The organism is Pseudoalteromonas sp. P1-8, from assembly GCF_001399985.1.
Classification (GTDB): Bacteria; Pseudomonadota; Gammaproteobacteria; order Enterobacterales; family Alteromonadaceae; genus Pseudoalteromonas.
The window spans coordinates 650024-670443 of the sequence record NZ_LJSO01000001.1 but is presented as its reverse complement, the minus strand read 5'-3'; the positions used below and the strand labels follow the sequence as shown (position 1 = coordinate 670443).

General features: G+C 41.7%; 15 protein-coding genes. 7 read left to right on the top strand and 8 right to left on the bottom strand.

The features are described from left to right. Position 1 precedes the first annotated feature (1 nt). The 3 genes from AN213_RS02975 to AN213_RS02965 all read left to right on the top strand — a co-directional run bounded on the left by AN213_RS02975 (position 2) and on the right by AN213_RS02965 (position 4140). Positions 2–1522, top strand: coding sequence for an aldehyde dehydrogenase family protein (locus AN213_RS02975; RefSeq protein ID WP_054554003.1), 1521 nt, complete (start codon positions 2–4; stop codon positions 1520–1522). 134 nt (positions 1523–1656) lie between these two features. Then, complete coding sequence (locus AN213_RS02970; protein ID WP_055197296.1) at positions 1657–2142, top strand: arsinothricin resistance N-acetyltransferase ArsN1 family B; 486 nt, start codon at positions 1657–1659, stop codon at positions 2140–2142. 513 nt (positions 2143–2655) lie between these two features. After that, on the top strand, positions 2656–4140 hold the full coding sequence (locus AN213_RS02965; protein WP_055021402.1) for a S41 family peptidase: 1485 nt from the start codon (positions 2656–2658) through the stop codon (positions 4138–4140). Between the two features lie 100 nt (positions 4141–4240). On the opposite strand, the gene AN213_RS02960 is transcribed toward AN213_RS02965, so the two are convergent. From AN213_RS02960 to AN213_RS02950, 3 genes are all read right to left on the bottom strand, one after another. After that, complete coding sequence (locus tag AN213_RS02960) at positions 4241–4702, bottom strand: hypothetical protein (protein ID WP_054562515.1); 462 nt, start codon at positions 4700–4702, stop codon at positions 4241–4243. Positions 4703–4813: 111 nt separating this feature from the next. After that, positions 4814–5983, bottom strand: a complete 1170-nt coding sequence (locus AN213_RS02955; RefSeq protein ID WP_236702880.1) for a BamA/TamA family outer membrane protein — start codon at positions 5981–5983, stop codon at positions 4814–4816. A 38-nt stretch (positions 5984–6021) separates the two neighbouring features. Beyond that, the gene (locus tag AN213_RS02950) at positions 6022–6813 is read right to left on the bottom strand and encodes a hypothetical protein (protein WP_095209692.1); all 792 of its coding nucleotides are present in this window, start codon (positions 6811–6813) and stop codon (positions 6022–6024) included. Positions 6814–7199: 386 nt separating this feature from the next. Between AN213_RS02950 and AN213_RS02945 the strand changes: the two genes are divergently transcribed. Further along, on the top strand, positions 7200–8696 hold the full coding sequence (locus AN213_RS02945; RefSeq protein ID WP_054562514.1) for an arylsulfatase: 1497 nt from the start codon (positions 7200–7202) through the stop codon (positions 8694–8696). A 52-nt stretch (positions 8697–8748) separates the two neighbouring features. Here AN213_RS02945 and AN213_RS02940 read toward each other — a convergent pair whose 3' ends face one another. The 4 genes from AN213_RS02940 to AN213_RS02925 all read right to left on the bottom strand — a co-directional run bounded on the left by AN213_RS02940 (position 8749) and on the right by AN213_RS02925 (position 14715). Then, entirely contained in the window at positions 8749–10989 is a 2241-nt protein-coding gene (locus AN213_RS02940) for a tetratricopeptide repeat protein (RefSeq protein ID WP_055197294.1), read from the bottom strand. A gap of 125 nt (positions 10990–11114) precedes the next feature. Beyond that, the gene (locus AN213_RS02935) at positions 11115–12341 is read right to left on the bottom strand and encodes a threonine/serine exporter ThrE family protein (protein ID WP_082401625.1); all 1227 of its coding nucleotides are present in this window, start codon (positions 12339–12341) and stop codon (positions 11115–11117) included. 149 nt (positions 12342–12490) lie between these two features. Next, entirely contained in the window at positions 12491–13711 is a 1221-nt protein-coding gene (locus AN213_RS02930; protein WP_054562512.1) for a glycosyltransferase, read from the bottom strand. Beyond that, the gene (locus tag AN213_RS02925; RefSeq protein ID WP_054562511.1) at positions 13708–14715 is read right to left on the bottom strand and encodes a LacI family DNA-binding transcriptional regulator; all 1008 of its coding nucleotides are present in this window, start codon (positions 14713–14715) and stop codon (positions 13708–13710) included. The genes AN213_RS02930 and AN213_RS02925 overlap by 4 nt, the downstream gene beginning before the upstream one ends. 162 nt (positions 14716–14877) lie before the next feature. Here AN213_RS02925 and AN213_RS02920 point away from each other — a divergent pair, with 162 nt between their 5' ends. Both AN213_RS02920 and AN213_RS02915 read left to right on the top strand, forming a co-directional pair. Continuing rightward, a complete protein-coding gene (locus AN213_RS02920; protein WP_055197292.1) occupies positions 14878–17331 on the top strand; it encodes a prolyl oligopeptidase family serine peptidase in 2454 nt (817 codons plus the stop codon). A gap of 142 nt (positions 17332–17473) precedes the next feature. Beyond that, a complete protein-coding gene (locus tag AN213_RS02915; protein ID WP_236702879.1) occupies positions 17474–18571 on the top strand; it encodes a serine hydrolase in 1098 nt (365 codons plus the stop codon). A gap of 24 nt (positions 18572–18595) precedes the next feature. Here AN213_RS02915 and AN213_RS02910 read toward each other — a convergent pair whose 3' ends face one another. Beyond that, positions 18596–19501, bottom strand: a complete 906-nt coding sequence (locus tag AN213_RS02910; protein ID WP_095209691.1) for a LysR family transcriptional regulator — start codon at positions 19499–19501, stop codon at positions 18596–18598. 110 nt (positions 19502–19611) lie between these two features. Here AN213_RS02910 and AN213_RS02905 point away from each other — a divergent pair, with 110 nt between their 5' ends. Beyond that, a complete protein-coding gene (locus tag AN213_RS02905; protein ID WP_055197286.1) occupies positions 19612–20370 on the top strand; it encodes an SDR family NAD(P)-dependent oxidoreductase in 759 nt (252 codons plus the stop codon). Positions 20371–20420 lie beyond the last annotated feature (50 nt).

The window sequence follows — 20420 nt, the reverse complement described above, 5'->3', positions numbered from 1 at the left end:
TATGATTTATGCAAATCCAGGTAGTGAAGGCGCAAAAGTTAACTTTAAAGCGCAGTATGAGAATTATATTGGTGGCCAATGGGTTGCCCCTGTAAAAGGAGAATACTTTGAAAACATTAGCCCAGTAAACGGTAAAGTGTTTTGTAAAGTACCTCGTTCATCAAAAGAAGATATCGAACTGGCACTTGATAAAGCCCACGATGCAAAAGCGGCATGGGGAACAACGTCAGTCACCGAGCGTAGCAATATCTTATTAAAAATTGCCGATCGTATTGAACAAAACCTAGAAATGCTGGCAGTGGCCGAAACCTGGGATAACGGTAAAGCAATTCGTGAAACACTTGCAGCAGACGTGCCATTAGCGGCTGATCATTTTCGCTATTTTGCAGGCTGTGTGCGCGCGCAAGAAGGCTCAATCGGTGAGATAGACGAAACCACGGTGGCCTATCATTTTCATGAGCCACTAGGTGTAGTAGGGCAAATTATTCCTTGGAACTTTCCATTGTTGATGGCTGCGTGGAAACTTGCACCAGCCCTTGCTGCGGGTAACTGTATTGTTTTAAAACCAGCTGAACAAACGCCTACGTCTATATTAGTGCTGCTTGAAGTGATTGGTGACTTATTGCCTGCAGGTGTTCTAAATGTGGTAAACGGCTATGGTAAAGAAGCGGGCGAAGCGCTGGCAACCAGTACTCGAATTGCGAAGATTGCCTTTACAGGTTCAACGCCAGTGGGTTCACATATCTTAAAATGTGCTGCTGATAATATTATTCCTTCGACGGTCGAGCTAGGTGGTAAATCGCCAAATATCTTCTTCAACGATGTAATGGAAAAAGACGATGAATTTTTGAGTAAAGCGATTGAAGGAGCCGTACTTGCGTACTTCAACCAAGGTGAAGTGTGTACATGTCCATCGCGTTTATTTATTCAAGAAGATATTTACGAGCAATTTATTGAGCGTGTTCTTGCCCGAACTCTACAAATTAAACGGGGTAATCCACTTGATACCGAAACCATGGTGGGTGCTCAAGCATCACAAGCTCAGTTTGATAAGATCCTAAGCTACATCGAAATTGGTAAACAAGAAGGGGCCGAAGTGCTTGCGGGCGGCGAAGTCGAACAACTGTCTGATGAGTTTAACGGCGGTTACTACATTCAACCAACACTGTTAAAAGGCACTAACGACATGCGTGTGTTCCAAGAAGAGATTTTTGGGCCGGTAATTTCAATGTCGACTTTTAAAGATGAAGACGAAGCGTTAGCCCTTGCTAATAGCTCAGAGTTTGGTTTAGGTGCTGGTGTGTGGAGTCGAAACATGAACCGTGCTTATCACTTTGGTCGTAAGATTGAAGCGGGCCGTGTTTGGACTAACTGCTATCATATGTACCCTGCGCATGCTGCGTTTGGCGGTTATAAAAAGTCAGGCATAGGCCGCGAAACACATAAACTCGCCCTTGATCATTACCAACAAACTAAAAACCTATTAGTAAGTTACAGTGAGAATCCACTGGGCTTCTTTTAAAAGCAATTTCTTATTGTTGTCGAAACTACCCAAACGCCACATCTAGTGGCGTTTTTATTTTGCGTATATGTATTTCCAAGCTTGCTTTTCTGTTATTAATTAACCAATTAATGTTGAGTAAGGAATTTTCAATCATGATCAGAAATGTAAGGATTGAAGATAGTGATGCCATTGCTGCAATTTACAATCACTATGTTGTTAATAGTACTGTGACATTTGAAGTTGAGGCAATCACAGGTACTGAAATAGCCAAGCGGATACAGGCTAATCTTGACTCTGACTTACCTTGGTTGATTGCTGAAGCTGAAGGTAATGTCATTGGATATTGTTATGCAACACCTTGGAAAGCACGAAAAGCTTACCAACACTCAGTGGAAATCTCGGTATATTTAGATGCTGATAGTCATACAAAGGGGATTGGCACCCAACTTTACGCCGCTCTATTTACTCAGTTAAAAACGCAAAATGTACATGCTGTTATGGCAGGCATTGCATTACCTAATGAAGCAAGTATCGCCTTGCATGAGAAGCATAATATGCAAAAAGTCGCGCATTTTAAGCAAGTTGGTAAAAAGTTCGGGCAGTGGATTGATGTAGCGTATTGGCAAGTCATTTTATAACGGGCATAAAAAAGCCCGGCGAACACACAAGCCAGGCTTTTCGACAACAATTTGGTTGAGTCACCGCAAGTGCAGTGACTCGGAATAAAAAAGCTTAGAGAACACACAAACTAAGCTTTTGACAACAATGTGGTTGAGTTACCGCGTGTGCAGTAACTCGGAATAAAAAAGCTTAGAGAACACACAAGCTAAGCTTTTGACAACAATTTGGTTGAGTTACCGCGTGCGCAGTAACTCGGTATATAAAAAGCCCAGAGAACACACAAACTAGACTTTTTGTGACAACAATTCGGTTAGCGCAAACACTCTCAATGGTGTGAAGCTGTTTAGCTTAAAAGCGCTGATGAGTTAACTTTAGAGTAATCCCTCTAAATCGACAAACGATTAAAATAAACCTGATAGATGAATTTTTTTAATCTATTCACATGTGAAGTCCTTTTTATTGCCATAACAATGCCTTAGTGATTAAATAGGGTGTTTTTTAAACATAATAATTATTTAAAATGGATTTTTATGAAACGCTTGACGCTTTACTTATCACTCATCTTTACAGCTCTAAACTTTAGCCCTTTTGGTGTGAATCTATGTCGCGCCGATGAGGGTCGTACAGTCACTCATTCTGAAATTAATTGGTCTGAACTTGCTATAAAAGATGTTGAAGCGGCTTATCAGTTATCGCTTATCAATCACCCTGGTATGCATGATGTACGTAATCCAGGCTTTGCTAAACAGCTTGAAAAAGCAAAGCAAGAAGGCTTAAAGCTGGCTGTAAAAGCGCATAGTTCACAAGGTTTTGCTGCGGCTATTGCACGTTTTAGAACTGTTCTACAAGATGGTCATGCGGGAGCGGTTGATACCTTACCAAGTGAATTAAAACCACAAAGAAGTTGGCCGGGTTTTTCAACTGTATGGCGCGGTGATGCGTTAAAAGTGTATTACAGCGAATTAGATACAGTTGCCAAGGGTGATCAGCTCGTAAGTTGTGATAATACAGCAATTAATACTTTGCTCGTTGAGCGCGTTTTTCGCTATTACGGCGAAGTTGAGCAACCCGGTAGTTGGTGGAATCATGGCTGGCGACTAACGGTTGATGATGGAAACCCGTTTTTGTCGCCACTTGAAAGCTGCACGTTTGAAAAAGCCGACGGCTCTACTTACAGCTTAAAGTTAAACTGGCGTATTAGGCCTGATAGTGTCAAAGAAAAACTTAAAAATGCTTACAACGGCGATAAGTTACCAATCGAACTTAATTGGCCTTTAAAGGATATTGCTTGGATCAGTATGCCAACGTATGCACCCAATGAGCAGCAACAAGCAGATTACCAAACGATGCTGAGCGCCATTGAACAGCAACATGATAAGTTAATGCAAGCTAAAGCTGTGGTACTTGATCTTCGCCATAATCAAGGTGGCTCATCGATGTGGAGTGAGCAAATAGCCTCAGCACTTTGGGGCAGTGAACAATTTAAATATGGCCGCTATAAGTTACACAAAAATACCCAAGTGTGGTGGCGAACTTCTAAAGGTAATACTGACTATTTTGGCGATGTAGTCGCAAGCTATGATACGGCTAGCCCTTGGTATCAATGGTTAAAGACAACCCACGAAAGTATGCTGGCGGCTTATGATAAGGGTGAACAATTTTATGTCGAGGTAGCCTCAGCAGAGCAACAAGCAATGCCAAAAAACGCCAGTCAGTTTACTACACCCGTTTATGTGATTGTGCCTGGGCAATGTGCCAGCGCTTGTCTAGATGCACTGGATAGTTTTAAGCTGTTTGCAAACACACAATTAGTTGGTGCACCAAGTAGTACAGACTCTACCTACATGGAAGTGAGGCTCGAAACCTTACCTTCAGGCTTTGCTAAAGTGATTCTGCCGATAAAGGTCTATGTAAATAGACCACGTGAAAAAGGCTTTTATTATCAACCTGATATTAAATTCAATGAACTTGAATGGACAACTCAAGCGCTTGTTAAAATGATAGCTGAGTTGTAATTAAGCTGTATCTTTAGCTAAGCGTTTGGGAGACCCAGAGGGGAGTTGAAGTATTGACCTTGCGGGAAGAAGAGCAACACTTTTTAAATTAAATAGTGTGTTAACAGGCTAATTCAGTCACAGGCTCTTCTGCTAACCAGTTAAGGGCCGCTGTTTTTGACTTAAATACATTCATTACCATGCCTGCTCGTTTATATAAATTGCAGTAGGTATCGCTAAGCAAACTACCGCCTTCAAGCCCTTCTTTTATCACTAAAGCTGTTTTGGCCGGTGCGATGCCTTTTCGTCGAAGCTCAACAAAATACACCATTAGTTTTTCAAGCGCCCCTGGTGTTGCCATGCATGAGTTTTCAAACTCAACCAATTCAAACCATTGACCATAATCAGCGCTGAGCTTGTTGATGTAATCTTTTTGCATAAAAGAGTGCGCGTCAATAATCTCTTCGTTGAAAGGCCCAGTAGCAGTCGTTAAAAGCACATGTTCACGTTGATAAAACTCGACAAGCCCATGGGGTTTAAAATCTTTGAATGGATAATGGTTGGTTGATACTTTTTTATGCATCCGTTCAATCCCTGAATATTTATTGAGCTATTGATAATAGCAATGAAATAAATTTATTCAATCTTTAGGTTTAAATTGCTGTTAAAATAATAACAAAAGTATTAGTTTTGGTTACCAAGTAGACCCCGCTTGAATGTAAATTGCGTTTTGTTCAGGGCCATGGGCTACATCTAAGCCAATACTAATTCCGTAATGTTCATCAATTAAATAGCGAAAGCCTGCACCTACAGTATCAATGGTTTCAGCTTTCGATAAGTCAGAAAAGTTATCGGCTGCCCAGCCCATACCAGTAAACACATTGAGCTTTATTTTGTGAGTGATTTTATAGCTCGCTTCTGCTTCGGTAACAAATACATCGAGACCTTGATAGCGAGTTGCAGACACACCGCGAAGGCTAATACTTGGCGGAATATAAACCGGTAAGCGCTTTTCACCACGGTTGTTAACTGAGTCATACTGCATGCGCAGGGCAAAGTTGAATTTATCGGTGTAACGCCAGTAATTTAAGGCGGTAAGCTTTAGACTGGTGTAATCAACCTTACTGCCAATAGCTTCATCATAATATAAATACTCAGCCTTGTAGTTAAAGCCTCGCTCAGGGTTTAGGGGGTTATCTCGGCTATCGTACTCAATTAATGGTCCAATACCTGACGTATTTACATCAAGTGAAAGGTGGTCTTTGATAATATCGTTTTCGAGCAGAAAATCTTCGATAGGGTTTTCGGCTAAGCTTATTTCTACTTTACGATAAATCTGTTTAAAGCCGTAAAAGAAGTTACTGTCGTCATAGCGCAACTTAAGGTTTTGAAACACCGCTGGGCCTTCAATATTCAACGACAATGGTGTGAGTAGCTTGATCTCGTCGAAGGTATAGAAATCAAGGTTTATACTCGCCCAGCCAACAATCCCTTGATAGCGAATACGGTCTTCATCCCAAAAGGTAATGTGGCCAACAGCACCGCCTTTGGTGCCATTTTTAGTGCCCATTAGGCCCACTAAACTAATGCTTTGTGGTAGGGTAGAGCCTTCTTTTTTCTTCTTTTTGGCCTTCTTTTCTTTGTCATGAAAAAAAAGGCCAACAACACCAAGCCCAGGCCCTACAGCTGGCTCTGTAATAAAAGTCGGTATGGGTAAAAATGAAATCGGTTCATCAACTTTTTGTTGTTGATTACTTAATTGCTGTTCTGCAGGTTTTATTGCATATTCATCGTAACTTGATGCAAAGCTTTGTGTGCTTAGCAAACTTGCTGTAAGCATATTTATTAGTACAACTTTTTTCACTTAATCCCTTACCTTGTTGTTTCTTGTTACTTCAAATTTTATAGCTGATAATTAAATTCGAGACGATGATCGCCATCCATAAAGTCAACGTTTTCATTCCAGTTTGCGAAATAGCGTAGATTCATACGCGGGTTAATTTGGTAACTTGCTGCAAATTCATGAGTCAAAATATGGCTTTGGTTTAGACCGTAGTAGTGATCTTTATAGTTATCGCTACCGCCGATAGTTGTTAGCCAAAATGGATTGTAGTTAAGCCAAATTTTATCGTTAATGGTTATTTTTGCGTACATACCGACTAAACCATAAGCACCCATAATGGAATAACCGCTGTCACGACTGCCGTCATCTTCTAGGGTATTTTCACCGAGTGATGCACCCACCCCAGCTAACGGGTAAAACGTAAAGCGCCCCATAGGTTTTAAAGCTTTTATAAAGCTATAAGAAACATCCATACTTTCGTCAGCGACAAGGTTGGCATTAAGGTTATAGTTAGCATCAATTTGCGTTGCGATTGTAGTGGTTAGGTCAACTGAGAAATTACGAAAGCGAAAAGAATCAATAGAATCTGTCGTTTTGCTGTCGCTTTCCCAGCCTAGCGCATCGCCATATATGCCTTTTACTTCAAAAACATTCATACCAGCAGTGGTTGCGATACCTGTATCGTATGCTTGGCCAACTTTAAAGTTGAGCCCTTTGTTTGTAACACCGACTCCTGCTTGTGTATAAACAGCCAGAGGATCTGACATATCCTGTACTTCTTTTTGCTCAGCCGCATGGCTTGAAGCAGCAATCATAAGTGCTAGTAAAGAGGGTAACCGAAGAGAAGTCATGTGTTTTCCTTACACAAAAGGTTGAATAATAAATGTTTAGTTTATTTAAGTTGAATTTAGATACTTTTGGCTTAATAAATATTCGACTTCAGCCTCTAAAGAGGCATCAATTTATTCCTTCCTAAAATAAAAATAGCATAAAAATAGTGACAAAGGCGAGCATAAAAAGCGAACAGGCCTCAGTAAATAAAACGTTGCTATCAAAAAGCACTTAAGTATTGTTTTACTATTGTTTTTCAGTTGTTTAATACAATTGTGTGATTTTTGTGTAAATTTGATTTAAATCGTTTTTGCCGTTTTTAGAGACTAGACTGGGTTGTTTTTTAATCTATACTAAAAGGTGCTTATCAAGAGCAAATGGTACTATTAATGAAAAGGGATGATTTATGAAAAAACTAATAGCGGCGGCTATTTGTGGTTTAGTTTCAACGGTAAGCTTAGCTGCAGATAAACCAAACGTATTAGCCATAATGGTTGATGACGTTGCGCCAATCTCACTCAGTGCATATTCGCATGGTATGACCTACCCAACCCCTAATATTGATCGCATTGCTAACGAAGGTGCATTGTTTACAGACCACTATGCACAACCTAGTTGTACAGCGGGTCGTGCTGCGTTTTTAATGGGGCAATTACCAATTCGAACAGGCCTAACAACGGTAGGCCAACCGGGTAACCCACTAGGTATTAAAGAAGCCGATCCTACCTTAGCTGAATTTTTAAAAGATCGCGGTTATATGACTGCGCAATTTGGTAAAAACCACTTAGGTGATTTAGATGAGCACTTACCAACAAAGCATGGCTTTGACGAATTTTACGGTAACTTGTACCACCTCAATGTATCTGAAGAGCCAGAACAAGCGGATTACCCAAAAGATCCTGAGTTTGTGAAAAAATTTGGCCCACGTGGTGTTATTGAATCTTACGCCAATGGCAAAATCATCGATACTGGCCCGCTTACTCGCAAACGTATGGAAACCTTTGACGAAGAAGTGTTAGAGCGCTCACTTAATTTTATGGAACGTGCAGTTAAAGCCAAAAAGCCATTCTTTATTTGGCATGCAACGAGCCGTATGCATGTTTACACTCACTTAAAACCAGAAAGCCGTCATTTAGCGACGGGCATTAGCTCTGAAGAAGACGTATTTGGTAGTGGTTTAATGGAGCATGATGGCCACGTAGGCAAATTGCTTGATAAACTTGATGAGCTAAAAATTGCTGATAACACCATAGTTATTTACACCAGTGATAATGGCCCTGAGCAATCAAGCTGGCCTGATGCGGGTACAACTGAGTTCCGCGGTGAAAAAATGACAACCTGGGAAGGGGGCGTGCGTGTGCCTTTCTTAGTTCGTTGGCCAAACAAAATACCTAAAGGCTTAAAGCTAAATGGTATTTCTTCACATGAAGATGTTTTCCCAACTGTTGCTGCTGCTCTAGGTGAAAAGAACTTACGAGAAAAACTTAAAAAGTCAGACAAAGTTTATATTGATGGTGAAAACAACCTAGCTTATTGGACAGGTAAGGCGGATAAGTCTGCACGTAATTATTTCTTCTATTACTATGAGTCTCAGCTTACAGCAGTTCGTTTTGGCCCATGGAAAATGCACTTTGCGACTAAACCAAATGGTTTATATTACGAAGACATGGTAACTCACAGCATGCCTAAACTATTTAACTTACGTAAAGATCCATTAGAGCACTATGATGGAGTAACAGGTTTCCACCAAATCATGCGTAAGAGCTGGTTGTTACAGCCAATCATTGCTAAGTTAAACGAACATGTACAATCTTTTGTAGAGTTCCCACCGCGTCAAGAGTCTGCATCTCTTAACGTGAATGAAGCAATCGAAAAAGCAAAATCACTAAACTATGGTCATTAATTATTAACCATAAGTTGAGTTGAAAAGGGCCTACTTGGCCCTTTTTTAATGCTTAATGATTAATGCTATTCATCATTTCCAGCTGTTTCACAAACTGCTCAATTTGCTGGTTACCCGGTACCAGACGGGCTAGATTTCTGGCATAAAACAGCGCTTGGCTGTAGTTCTCTTCTGCTACATACCACTGCGCCAAACTGTAGCTGATATCTGGGTTATTCGGTGTTAGGTTAAAAGCACGCTCAAGGGCTAATATTGCAGCTGGCATATTGCCTAAATCTTGTAATAGCAGGGCGTAGGTAAACTGATAGTTTGCATTTTCTTGTGCGAACTGCGCGGCTTTTTGTAAATGAGTAAGAGCGGTGTCTTTTTGTTTTGTGCGAATAAGGCTCATTGCCAGGGCATAATGAATATCGCCGCTTTGGGCGTTAACGTCTAAGCCTTGTTTTAAAATAGCTTGTGCTGCTTTTTCATCGCCTTGATTTCGGTATAAATCAGCTAAATTGACATAAGCGGGAGCAAAAATAGGCTCAATACTGATTGCTTGTAGGTAATGTGCTTTAGCTTGCGCGGGCTTTTGAAGTGTGAGCGCCAGATTACCTAAATTGGTATGGGAATAGCCACGCTCTGCTTGGTACTCTTGAATGCCTTTGTACTCATCAAGGGCTGAATTTAAACGTTTGCTGTCTTGCTCGTTGAGCCCCGTAGGGAACGGTTGAATTAACATACCTGCAAGTGCTCTTGCAGCTTCCGCTCTGATAGGTAAATGCTCATCATCTAAAAGCGGGTTTAATAAGCGCCAGCGCTGGTTAATATCAAAAGGCATGGCCGCTTCAATGGCTGCTTGGCGTTTTAATGGCTCGCTGTCTTTTACTGAGCGAGCAATCGCAACGACAGCGTTGTTATCTGGGCTTGCGGCTAAACGGCTTAATGCTGAAGCGCGAATAATGTCAGGAAAGCCTTTATCTTGCACGATCTGGGTCAGCATGGTTGAGGCATTAGGTAAACGGTTATCGGCGGTATAAAACGCCTCAGAAAAATGCGCAGTGCCAAGGTGTTTTGAATTTGGATGCCAGTCTTTTATTTTGCTAACCGCCCACTGCGGCGTCTTGTCTTCATGGCAGCTATTACAGGCATTTGGAGCATTTGTTTTTAATGTTAAATCTGGGCGTGGTACCCGAAAGCTGTGGTCGCGCCTTGCATCAACTTGCATATAGGTGGTGACAGGCATATGACAATCAACACATTGGCTGCCTGTACTTGCCACTTTGTGACCGTGATGTTTCGGCGTATCGAACACCTCTTGGCTGTGACATTGCGTACAAGTTTGATTCCCTGGAATCTTTAATTTACCCGAATGAGGGTTATGACAGTTACTACAGGTAACCCCCGCGTTGTACATTTTACTTTGTAAAAATGAGCCCCATACATAGTCTTCATCCCACACTTGACCATCAACGTGATAAAGCTCAGGAGTGAGTAAAGAGCCTTGAAAGCGTTGTAAAAAACTATGTGGGTCTTTGCGGTCATCAAGTTGTGAGCGACGAGCATGACAGGTTGCACACATTTGCACTTGCTCGCTTTTTACCAGTGGCTGCACGCTTTGCATACTGCCATCAGCGTGTTGAGTAAACAGTGGGGTTTGCTTTTTAATATTATGGGTAAAGCCCTTATCGGCAATACTGCTATCGCCATCAGCCCATTTTAAATGAGCTTGTGTATCACCATGGCACGCTTTACAGCTCACGTTAATGCTTGAATAAGTTGAATCAAAGCTATTCGTTTTAAGGTCAAATTGCTTTTTGAAATCTGTTGAATGGCAATCGGCACACATGTGATTCCAGTTTTGGCCTTTTTGAGACCAATGAAATAGGTCGTGTTTTTTCTGCTCAGGGTGCAGTACAAACCAGCGCTGACCGCCGTCTGCTTTACTGCGTGAGTCCCATGCAAATGGAAACAGCTGAATGTGGCCTTGACCCATATCAAACATGTATTGCTGCAATGGCTCATAGCCAAATGTATATAAAACGGGGTAGTCAGTGAGCTTGCCCTCAAGGTTTGGCATGCTTATAAATAGTTGTTGGTCTTGTTGATAAAAGCGCGCTTGCTGGCCTTGATAGTCGAGGGTTTGTTCGTTGAAATTACCAAGCACCGAAGCGGGAGTGGCTTGTTCCATAGCATGAAAATGATGGGATGTTTGCCAGTCTTCAACTTGGCTTTGATGACAGTTCACACACTGAGGTTCTGCAAATGCACTAAATGCGAAAAAGCTGCATAACAGCCAAGCCAATCTCATCACTGAATAAATCCTTTTTATTTTTACCACATGCACTTAGAGTTATATCAGTTTGTTGCTGATAAGCAAAGTCGGCTTATTAAAACGAGGATGTAAAAAAGCCCGAGAAACTCGGGCTTAGTAAGTTATAAACTTTTCTTCGGTGGCAGCGCGACGTTAGCAAAGATAAGCCCCGCTACTAATGACATGAAAATCAAAAATGTTTGCTGGCCAATATGGTCTGCATAAACGAAATCTTGGCCTTCAATAAGTGAGTTCAAGCCAATATAGGTTTTACTACCAGGTACCAATACGATCAGTCCTTGCATAGCTACAATAGAGGCGGGTGCATTGACAACGCGGTTGAATAAGTTGCTAAAAACGCCCACGGCTAATGCGCCTACAAATGTGCCTAATGTGTAGTCTAGGTACATAGCTGAACCAATACTTGTACCATACGCTATAAAGCCAGATGCAATAGACCAAACAGCATGCTTTAGCTTGGTTCTAAAAATCACGATTAGGCTGCTACATAGCATGAATATAGCTAGCCAAGCCGTCCATTTAGGTAAAGGCTCAGGTTGCACAAAGTCACTTTGGCCAAAAATAGCAAAACCAATACCAATACCAATAAAAGCACCAAAATACAGCTTAAACAGCAGCATGAATGAGTCCATCACCCGAGCGGTACCAGACACTAAATGCCTTGCCGCTAACTCTGCTAAACCTAGGGCTAATGCTAAGCCGGGTATAAACACAATGATGGCTGAAAGTACCACCAGTCGTATGTTAATTTGGGCATCAATATAGACACTAATAGCACAGGCTATAATCGCCGATACAATGGCTACTAATGGCTCAAGCATATGTGCAACACGTTTAGAGCGTGTTGACCAAAGTACAAATAAATACACCACTAAGGTAATAAGTGCTGACCAAAATACATCATTCCAGCTAGTACCCATCAACATGGCAAATGCACCACCTGAGGTTGCAAACGCAACGCCAGTCATAAATTTATTATATGGGTTTGGCATGGTGTAAATAATATCGAGCTGTTTATCGACTTCTTGTAGCGTCAGCTCACCATTAAGCATTTTGTTTACTAAGTCATCGGTATCTGCCAGCGAGCCTAAGTCATGATCGCCCGGATCAACACGCGCAACATGGGTGTACTCTTCTTCGTGCCCATCTGTCCAAATAACAAATGTCACTGATGTTGGCGACATAACAAAAGATGATTTCAAACCGAGGTAAGTCGCAACTTCCATTAAGTGTGCTTCTAGTCGGTATGCAGGTGTACCGTATTTATGAAGCATTTTGCCAAGCTTCACGATAAATTTTCGTTTTTCAGTAAACGTTGCGGTTTTCAAAGGCGTTTTGAACCAAAGGTTAAATTGTTCAGTTAAGGATAGACCAAAATTCAATAAGATATAGTCCAATAGCTAGGCTATATCGCTTAAATTGACCAGCGCGATTTTAGCGACAAAAGCCGCTATGTCTAGTGTTATTTACGGCAAAATTACTTATTTTTTGCTTCAATCCACTGCGCCATGTATTGGGTCGAACGCATGGTATGATGTTTGAGCATTTGGCCGGTAAAATTTTGCTGTCTATGCTGCGCTAATGACTCACTAATGGCGGTGATTTTAGCGATTAACTGCGACTGAAGTTTTGATTTATCATAATATTTTTGCAATAACTGCTGGCCATTTTGCTGTGCCTGAGTAAATAACGCTTCATCTTGATAAAGTGCCACTGCTGCGTCTGCAAATTGCTGTGCATCTTCACAGATTGCGCCTGACCAAGGCTCATCTTGATGCATGCCTTCACTGCCAATAGGAGTTGTTACGCTCGGCGTTTGCATGATCATCGCTTCGAGTAACTTACCCTTAATACCAGCCCCAAAACGCAGTGGCGATAAACATACTCGGGCATCTTCCATCACTTGATAAGCATCATCAGCCCAGCCTTTGATCAAGAAGCCGGTTTTTGGATTGTTAAGCGCTGTAGCCTTAGGTGGTGGGTAAGAGCCATAAATGTGGAGTTCGGCATCGGGTAATTGTTTGCGGATCAGCGGCCAAATCTGTTGTAAGTACAGCACTGCATCCCAGTTTGGCGCATGACGAAAATTACCAATGGTCATAAAGTGTTTACGTTCTGAAAATGCTTTGGTGCTGGTGGGGATATGCTGTAAATCAACCAAAAATGGTAGGTGGTGAAGTAGGGCGTTATCGACTTTGAAAACGTCATTGAGTAGCTGCATCTCGTAATGCGAGATAATTAAGCTGATGTCTGAGCGTAAAATAGCGGCGATTTCTCGCTTGGCAATATCGCTGTGTAAATCACCATAGCTGAATTCTCTACCTGCTTTATGAGCGTCGTGACGGGCATTTCTTAGACACTGTAAATCTTCTGTATCGAGAACTTTAAGTGCATTAGGGCAGTATTTGTCGACTCGCCAACCAAACTGTTCTTCCATCATAAAGCGGTCAAACATCACAATATCAGGGTTATACGCTTGCACGTACTCATCAAAGCTTGAGCAGTTTAATGCAATGACCTGTGTGGTAATGCCATCTTCGCTGAGATCCACCATGTGTTCGGTTTTTTGCGCTGGGCTTGCAAATTCAACTTGCCAGTTTTCTGCACGAAAGGCGCGCAAGAGTGACATCATGTGGGTGCCGGCTGCCGACGAATTAGGCTCAGGCCATACATAGCCGATCACTAACACTTTTTTCATTGACTTGAATCTCGTATTTTTAAGTTAACATCCACCAAGGTGCGAACGGGTGGTGTTGATTTATCTAATAGTTCTTTTAGCACCTGACAGGTGCGTTTACCGATTTCATCGGCATTAATGGCGATGGTTGAAAGAGATGGCAGCATTAAGCGCGAATCTTCTAGGTCATCAAAACCAATAACTTTAATGTCTTTACCCGGCTCTAGACCGTGTTGGCGCATAGCTTCAATCGCGCCATAAGCAATCACATCATTAAAACAGACAATGGCTTTGGTATTTGGTGCTTGTTTTATAAGGGTATTGAAGGCTTCTCGGCCACCTTGGCGGTTTGTCGGCGCTTGAATAACCGGTTTTTCGTCAGTGATATTAAATTGCTCAAGCGCAGCTAAAAAGCCACTTAAACGCTCATGATAATCAGATATTTCTGCCGTGCCACCTAAAAAGGCAATTTCTTCTATGCCTTGCGATAAAATATGGCTGGTCGAAATATGCGTGCCTTTTTTGTTATCAGGCAAAATACACGGCGCTGCTGAAAACGGAATTTCACGCATGATATTAATAACCGGAAAACCACTATTTATTAAATCATCTTGCCACTGTTGCTCAGTCCCCGGTGCCGGACACATAATAAACGCCGATACGTTGTATTCTTTTAGGGTTTTCACCACTTGAGTTTGCCTTTCGACACACTCCGCAATATTCACCAGCATTGGCAGCATGCCAAGCTCAAAGATGTGTTTTTCGAGGCCAACAGCAAGCTGAGCTGAATACGGGTTGGTTAAGTCGTTTATAACCAACGCGACTAGGTTTGAGCGCTTGCTGCGTAGTGCTGCAGCATCGCGGTTATACACATAGCCAAGCTTATCAATGGCAGCCAGTACTTTTTCTTTACTTTTTTTACTGACCTTATCACTGTTGGTAAGGACCAAAGACACCGTTGATTTTGAAACCTGTGCTTGTTCAGCAACATCCCAAATTGTGACTTTGCCTGTCGATTTTTTCATTTTTATTAGCAAAAAGTGGCGAATAGAGTGCTTTTATTTTAGCGTAATTTAGCTGTTTAAGTCACTGATTGGCTGCCAAAAGGGCCTAAACTCTTTATGAAATGCTGCAAACATGTTCTACTTGTTTACAGAATCGAAAATAAAAACGAAAAAGGAACGAACATGAAAGCATTTAAACTGCTTTTTGCGCTAGTTATTGGCGCAGCTGTTTGCACACCCAGTTTTGCTAATCAAGGTTATCAAACTCCATCGCCCGCACTGGCTGCTGTGGTTGATGCTAAGCTTGCACCGAGTAGTTATTTATCGAATGATGGCCAGTGGCTGGCGTTATTTGATAGAAAACGCATCGATACCTTACAAGACTTAGCCAAAGAAGAGTTGAAACTTGCGGGTATTAAGCTTAATCCTGCTAATTTTTCGCGCTCACGAGTGCGTAATAAATTCACATCTTTAGTGCTTAAGCATGTTGAAACCGGTTCTGAAATTGTTGTATCTGGTTTGCCAAACGGCATTTTACGTTCACCAAGTTGGTCAAGCGACAGTCAATACTTGGCGTTTGTGGTTGAACAAGCATCGAGTGCTAACTTATGGGTTTATAATGTAAGTACAAAGCAAGCTCGCCAGTTAAGTGATACACCACTTAATTCAGTGCTAACGCGCACGCCTTATACTTGGTTGCCAGATAGCAGCGCCATTGTAGCTAATGCAGCAGTTAATATTGGTAAAGCACGTATCAGCAACGACAGCTCGCAGATTGTGCCAGTTATTCAGCAAAGTAGTGGTGAAAAAGCGCCTGCGCGTACTTATCAAAACTTGTTAACTAGCCCATATGATGAAGCACAATTTAAGTTTTTTGCACAAAGCCAGCTGACTTATATTCCGCTTAGTGGTCAAGGCCAACCAATTGGTCAACCGGGCTTAATTAAATCGTTTTCGGTCTCACCTGATTCAACCAATATTTTGGTTGGCATGATTGATGAGCCTTTTTCTTATCAAGTGCCTTACAGCCGATTTGCTGCGACTTGGCAAATTTGGGGAATGCGTGGCTATACGCTTGCAGAGCTTGCGAAGCAGCCTTTAGCAGATAACATTCCACAAGGTTATGACAGTGTGCGTACTGGTCGCCGCGAATTTCAATGGCGAGCAGATCAAGGTGCTGAAGTTATTTGGGCAGAAGCACAAGACGGCGGTGATATGAAAACCGACGTGCCTCATCACGATTACCTTTATAGCCTAAGAGCACCATTTAAACGTGATGCTAAGTTATTTGCTAAAGTTGAACGCCGTTTTGACTCAATAACTTGGGGCAACGGTAATGTTGCTTTGTTATCTGAATGGCGCTTTAGCGACCGACAAGTTCGCACATTTGTTATTCAACCTCGTAATGCAGATAAAAATCGCGTGTTATTTTCTGAGCGCAGCTATAACGATGCCTACAAAAACCCAGGTTACCCAATTTATGAAAAAAATGATTTGGGCGCTGATGTATTAAAAGTCGTTGGTGGACGTTATCTTTTCTTACGCGGTAATGGTGCATCTGAAAAGGGCAATATTCCGTTTTTAGACCGTTATGATGTAAAAACCAATACCACAACACGCATTTGGCAATCAGAAGCGCCATATTATGAGCGTGTGCGTGCAATGCTTGATGATGAAGGCGAGCGTTTAATTACGATTCGCGAATCTAAAACTGAGCAACCTAACTTCTTTATTCGTGATTTAGACGATAAAACCCTGACTCAACTTACGACTTTTGAGCACCCTTATCCAGAGTTTAAAGGGGTGACTAAAGAGCTAATTCGATACAAGCGTGATGATGGTGTTGAACTTAGTGGTACGCTTTATTTACCGCCGGGCTATGATTCAACTCAAGGCCCGTTACCGGTTCTAATGTGGGCTTATCCGCTTGAATATAAAGATAAAGCCGTTGCGTCACAAATGCGTGAGTCGCCGTATGAATTTACCTATATCGGTTATTGGGGGCCAATGCCTTATCTGGCAAAAGGTATTGCGGTATTTGACGATCCGAAAATGCCAATTGTGGGTGTTGATGGTAAAGAGCCAAACGACTTATTCCGTAAGCAGCTGGTGGCAAGTGCTAAGGCTGCAGTAGATGTACTTGTTGAAAAAGGGGTGGCAGATAAAGATAACATTGCCATTGCAGGTCACTCTTATGGTGCCTTTATGGTGGCGAATTTATTAGCGCACAGCGACTTATTTAAAACCGGTATTGCCCGCAGTGGTGCATACAACCGCACCCTAACGCCATTTGGTTTCCAAGGTGAAGAACGTGATTTTTGGCAAGCACAAGATGTGTACGCGGCAATGTCACCGTTTTTCCACGCTGAGAAAATCAATGAGCCTATGCTGATGATCCACGGTCAAGAAGATCCAAACTCGGGTACATTCCCAATGCAAAGTGAGCGTATGTATGCTGCATTAAAAGGCTTAGGTAAAGAAGCCCGTTTAGTGATGTTACCTTATGAGGCGCATGGCTATCGCGCTCGTAAGAGCTTGCTGCATGTACTTTGGGAGCAAGAGCAGTGGTTAGATAAATACTTACTAAGTGACGAAAAACCCGCAGAGCCAGTTGCCGCGGAAGGCGTTACTCAGTAATTTGTGAAATGGTTATATTAGGAATCCCCGCCCTTTTAGCGGGGATTTTTATATTGCCTACTTTTATATTTTTATTAAGTGATAAGCGGTTAGTCAATTAATTTAAGCCATTAAAGTGGCAGTTATAATTACAAGGATGCTCATGAATAAGTTTATAATTCTAATATTATTTTTAATATCGTCTTGCTCATTACATGCAAAACAAACCAAAAGTTTAGAATTTTCTAAAGTGCTAGATAAGGAGATCCCTTTAATTCTTGAAAAAAGCAAAGCGCGTGGTATTGCTATATCGATTGTGCAAGGGAAAGAGGTGCTTGGTTCATATTCTTATGGCTATGCTGACGCTGAAAATAGAACCCCAATCACACACAAAACTTTATTCAATGTTGGCTCCATTTCTAAAGTGATTACAGCTTGGGGCGCAATGAAACTAGTTGAACAAGGTAAAGTTGAACTTGATAAACCAATTAATGATTACTTAAAAAGCTGGAAAATACCGAATTCTCAGTTTGATGCTAACAAGGTAACTTTACGCAATATTCTCTCTCATACTGCAGGGCTTTCATTAAGTGGGTACAATGGATGGGGCGCTGAAGATCCATTACCTACTCTTGTAGAGTCATTAGAAGGCGATAACACGGGTGATGGAGCTGTTAAAATTATTCATGAACCTGACACTAAATGGTCATATTCAGGTGGTGGTTACACGATAGTTCAGCTGTTAATTGAAGACCTGACTAATCAATCTTTCAGTAATTTTATGACTGAAAACGTTCTTTTACCCCTTGGAATGACGAACTCTTCGTTTGATATTAATAGTATTTCTCCGGCAATGCTGGCTAGTCCTTACGATGAGAATGGTAACAAAACAGCCATGGTGTATTTTACAGAAACTGCTGCCGCTGGCTTTATAACAACTGCAGATGATTTAGCTAAGCTTAATCAGGCAGTGCTAAAAAATGAGCAAGGTAATTATATTGGTTCAAATATTTTATCAAATCAGCTTATTGCAAATATGATTCAAGCTCAGCCTCACACAGGAGGGCGATGGAGTATGAGTTATGTCGTAGACTCTGAGAATAACAGTCTAGGTTTTGCAGGGTTTAATAGAGGCTGGACATCATTAACTCGCTCTGTGACAGATAAAAATATTGGTTACGTAATTTTAAACAATAGTAGCGTTGGTGGAGTGAATAATGAAATTGATCAACTTCTGCTATCTGTAATTAAAGGTAGTTAAACTGAAGCGCACATAGCAAGCATCTTAGCTCTGCGTAATCGGTTTTAATTGCTCGCTTAACCAATCAATAAACACTCGGGTGCGCCTTGGTAAATGACGTCGATTTGGGTAGACGATATTCATAGGCATGGGCGGCAAATTATAGTCAGGTAAAACTTGGATAAGTTCACCACGACTAAGCTCGTCGAGAACACCATGACGTGGCACTTGAATAAGACCAAGCCCAGCTAAGCACGCTGCTTTATAGGCATCTGTATTGTTAACTGTAAGTTGTGATTTCATGGTGAGGGTTTGCCAATCGCCTTGTGTATCTTGGTATTCAAAGCCGGGGTCAAGTTGACCGAGTGTTTGGCTATAGCGAACAATGTAGTGCTTGGCTAAATCGCTAAGTTCTGTGATGTTGCCATAGCTTTTAATATAACCTGGGCTTACACAGTTAATCATCGGGCAGTGGCCAATTTTTTTCGCAATCAGCGATGAATCTTCTAAATTACCGACTCGCACTACACAATCAAAGCCTTCTTCAATTAGGTTAACTCGTCTGTCTGAACTACTCAGCTCAATCTCTAATTGCGGGTGTGCAGATAAAAAGCTGTCTAGATTCGGCAGCACTAAACGTCTGCTAATTGGCTGTGGCATATCTACTCTAAGACGACCTGATAACGCTTCGTCTTTTTTATGAAATAGGGTTTGTAGTTCGTCTATATCAGCAAGCATATCTTTGCAGCGCTGATAAAAAACCGTGCCTTCGTTAGTAAGCGTAACTCGTCTTGTTGTGCGGTTTAGAAGCCGAGCACCTAACGTATCTTCGAGTTGTTTGACCAACTGCGAAACAGATGATTTAGGCATGCTCAGTGCAAGTGCTGCAGCCGAAAAGCTTTTTTGCTCTGCAACCTGAACAAAGGTTTTCATGGCATTCAGTTCATTCATGATTGTTTGTTATTTGCGAACAGTTAATTCAATTTTACATGGTTTATCTGAATTTGCAGTGTAAATATACTGGTTGCTCACAATTACTTCAAAGCAAAAGGGTAAACACGATGAGCAACAAAATTGCAGTGATCACAGGTGGTAATCGCGGATTAGGTAAAAATACAGTTTTAAGTTTGGCACGTAAAAACATTGATTGTGTATTTACTTACAGAAGCCATAAAGATGAAGCGCAGCAAGTTGTAGAGGAAGTAGCCGCACTGGGGGCAAAAGCCGTCGCCATTCAACTTGATGTGAGCGATATTTTAGGTTTTGCTGAATTTAAACAAACACTTGAAAGTACCTTAGCAACACAATGGCAAACGTCTCGATTTGATTATTTAATTAATAACGCAGGCCATGGCAGTGACAGTGCATTTGCTGATACCAGCGAAGCTATGTTTGATAATTTGATGAATGTACATGTAAAAGGTGTGTTTTTCTTAACGCAAGCATTGCATGAGATGATCAATGATGGCGGGCGTATTATTAACTTATCTTCTGGGCTGACACGCTTTGCATTACCAGGAAAAGCGGCCTACGCCACCATGAAAGGGGCCGTTGAGGTATTAACCAAATACATGGCAAAAGAACTTGCTGGTCGCAATATTGCCGTGAATGTCGTCGCTCCAGGCGCAATTGCCACTGATTTTGGCGGTGGTGCTGTCCGTGATAATGAGCATGTTGCGCAATTAGTGAGTTCATTTACAGCTATGGGGCGCGTTGGTCAAGCTGATGATATTGGCCCTATGATTGCGCAATTACTCGGTGATGAAAACCGTTGGGTAACCGGGCAACGCATAGAAGCATCGGGTGGTATGTTTTTATAACCCTGTTAGCAATCGCGTGTTTGTTTGCTTATTTAAGTGAATGTGATTTA

What these genes read in the sequence shown, in the direction of transcription:
- AN213_RS02925 (WP_054562511.1), bottom strand. Translation starts at nt 14,715, where the DNA reads ATGAAAAAATCGACAGGCAAAGTCACAATTTGGGATGTTGCTGAACAA.
- AN213_RS02970 (WP_055197296.1), top strand. Translation starts at nt 1,657, where the DNA reads ATGATCAGAAATGTAAGGATTGAAGATAGTGATGCCATTGCTGCAATT.
- AN213_RS02945 (WP_054562514.1), top strand. Translation starts at nt 7,200, where the DNA reads ATGAAAAAACTAATAGCGGCGGCTATTTGTGGTTTAGTTTCAACGGTA.
- AN213_RS02920 (WP_055197292.1), top strand. Translation starts at nt 14,878, where the DNA reads ATGAAAGCATTTAAACTGCTTTTTGCGCTAGTTATTGGCGCAGCTGTT.
- AN213_RS02975 (WP_054554003.1), top strand. Translation starts at nt 2, where the DNA reads ATGATTTATGCAAATCCAGGTAGTGAAGGCGCAAAAGTTAACTTTAAA.
- AN213_RS02965 (WP_055021402.1), top strand. Translation starts at nt 2,656, where the DNA reads ATGAAACGCTTGACGCTTTACTTATCACTCATCTTTACAGCTCTAAAC.
- AN213_RS02905 (WP_055197286.1), top strand. Translation starts at nt 19,612, where the DNA reads ATGAGCAACAAAATTGCAGTGATCACAGGTGGTAATCGCGGATTAGGT.
- AN213_RS02950 (WP_095209692.1), bottom strand. Translation starts at nt 6,813, where the DNA reads ATGACTTCTCTTCGGTTACCCTCTTTACTAGCACTTATGATTGCTGCT.
- AN213_RS02915 (WP_236702879.1), top strand. Translation starts at nt 17,474, where the DNA reads ATGAATAAGTTTATAATTCTAATATTATTTTTAATATCGTCTTGCTCA.
- AN213_RS02960 (WP_054562515.1), bottom strand. Translation starts at nt 4,702, where the DNA reads ATGCATAAAAAAGTATCAACCAACCATTATCCATTCAAAGATTTTAAA.
- AN213_RS02940 (WP_055197294.1), bottom strand. Translation starts at nt 10,989, where the DNA reads ATGAGATTGGCTTGGCTGTTATGCAGCTTTTTCGCATTTAGTGCATTT.
- AN213_RS02910 (WP_095209691.1), bottom strand. Translation starts at nt 19,501, where the DNA reads ATGAATGAACTGAATGCCATGAAAACCTTTGTTCAGGTTGCAGAGCAA.
- AN213_RS02930 (WP_054562512.1), bottom strand. Translation starts at nt 13,711, where the DNA reads ATGAAAAAAGTGTTAGTGATCGGCTATGTATGGCCTGAGCCTAATTCG.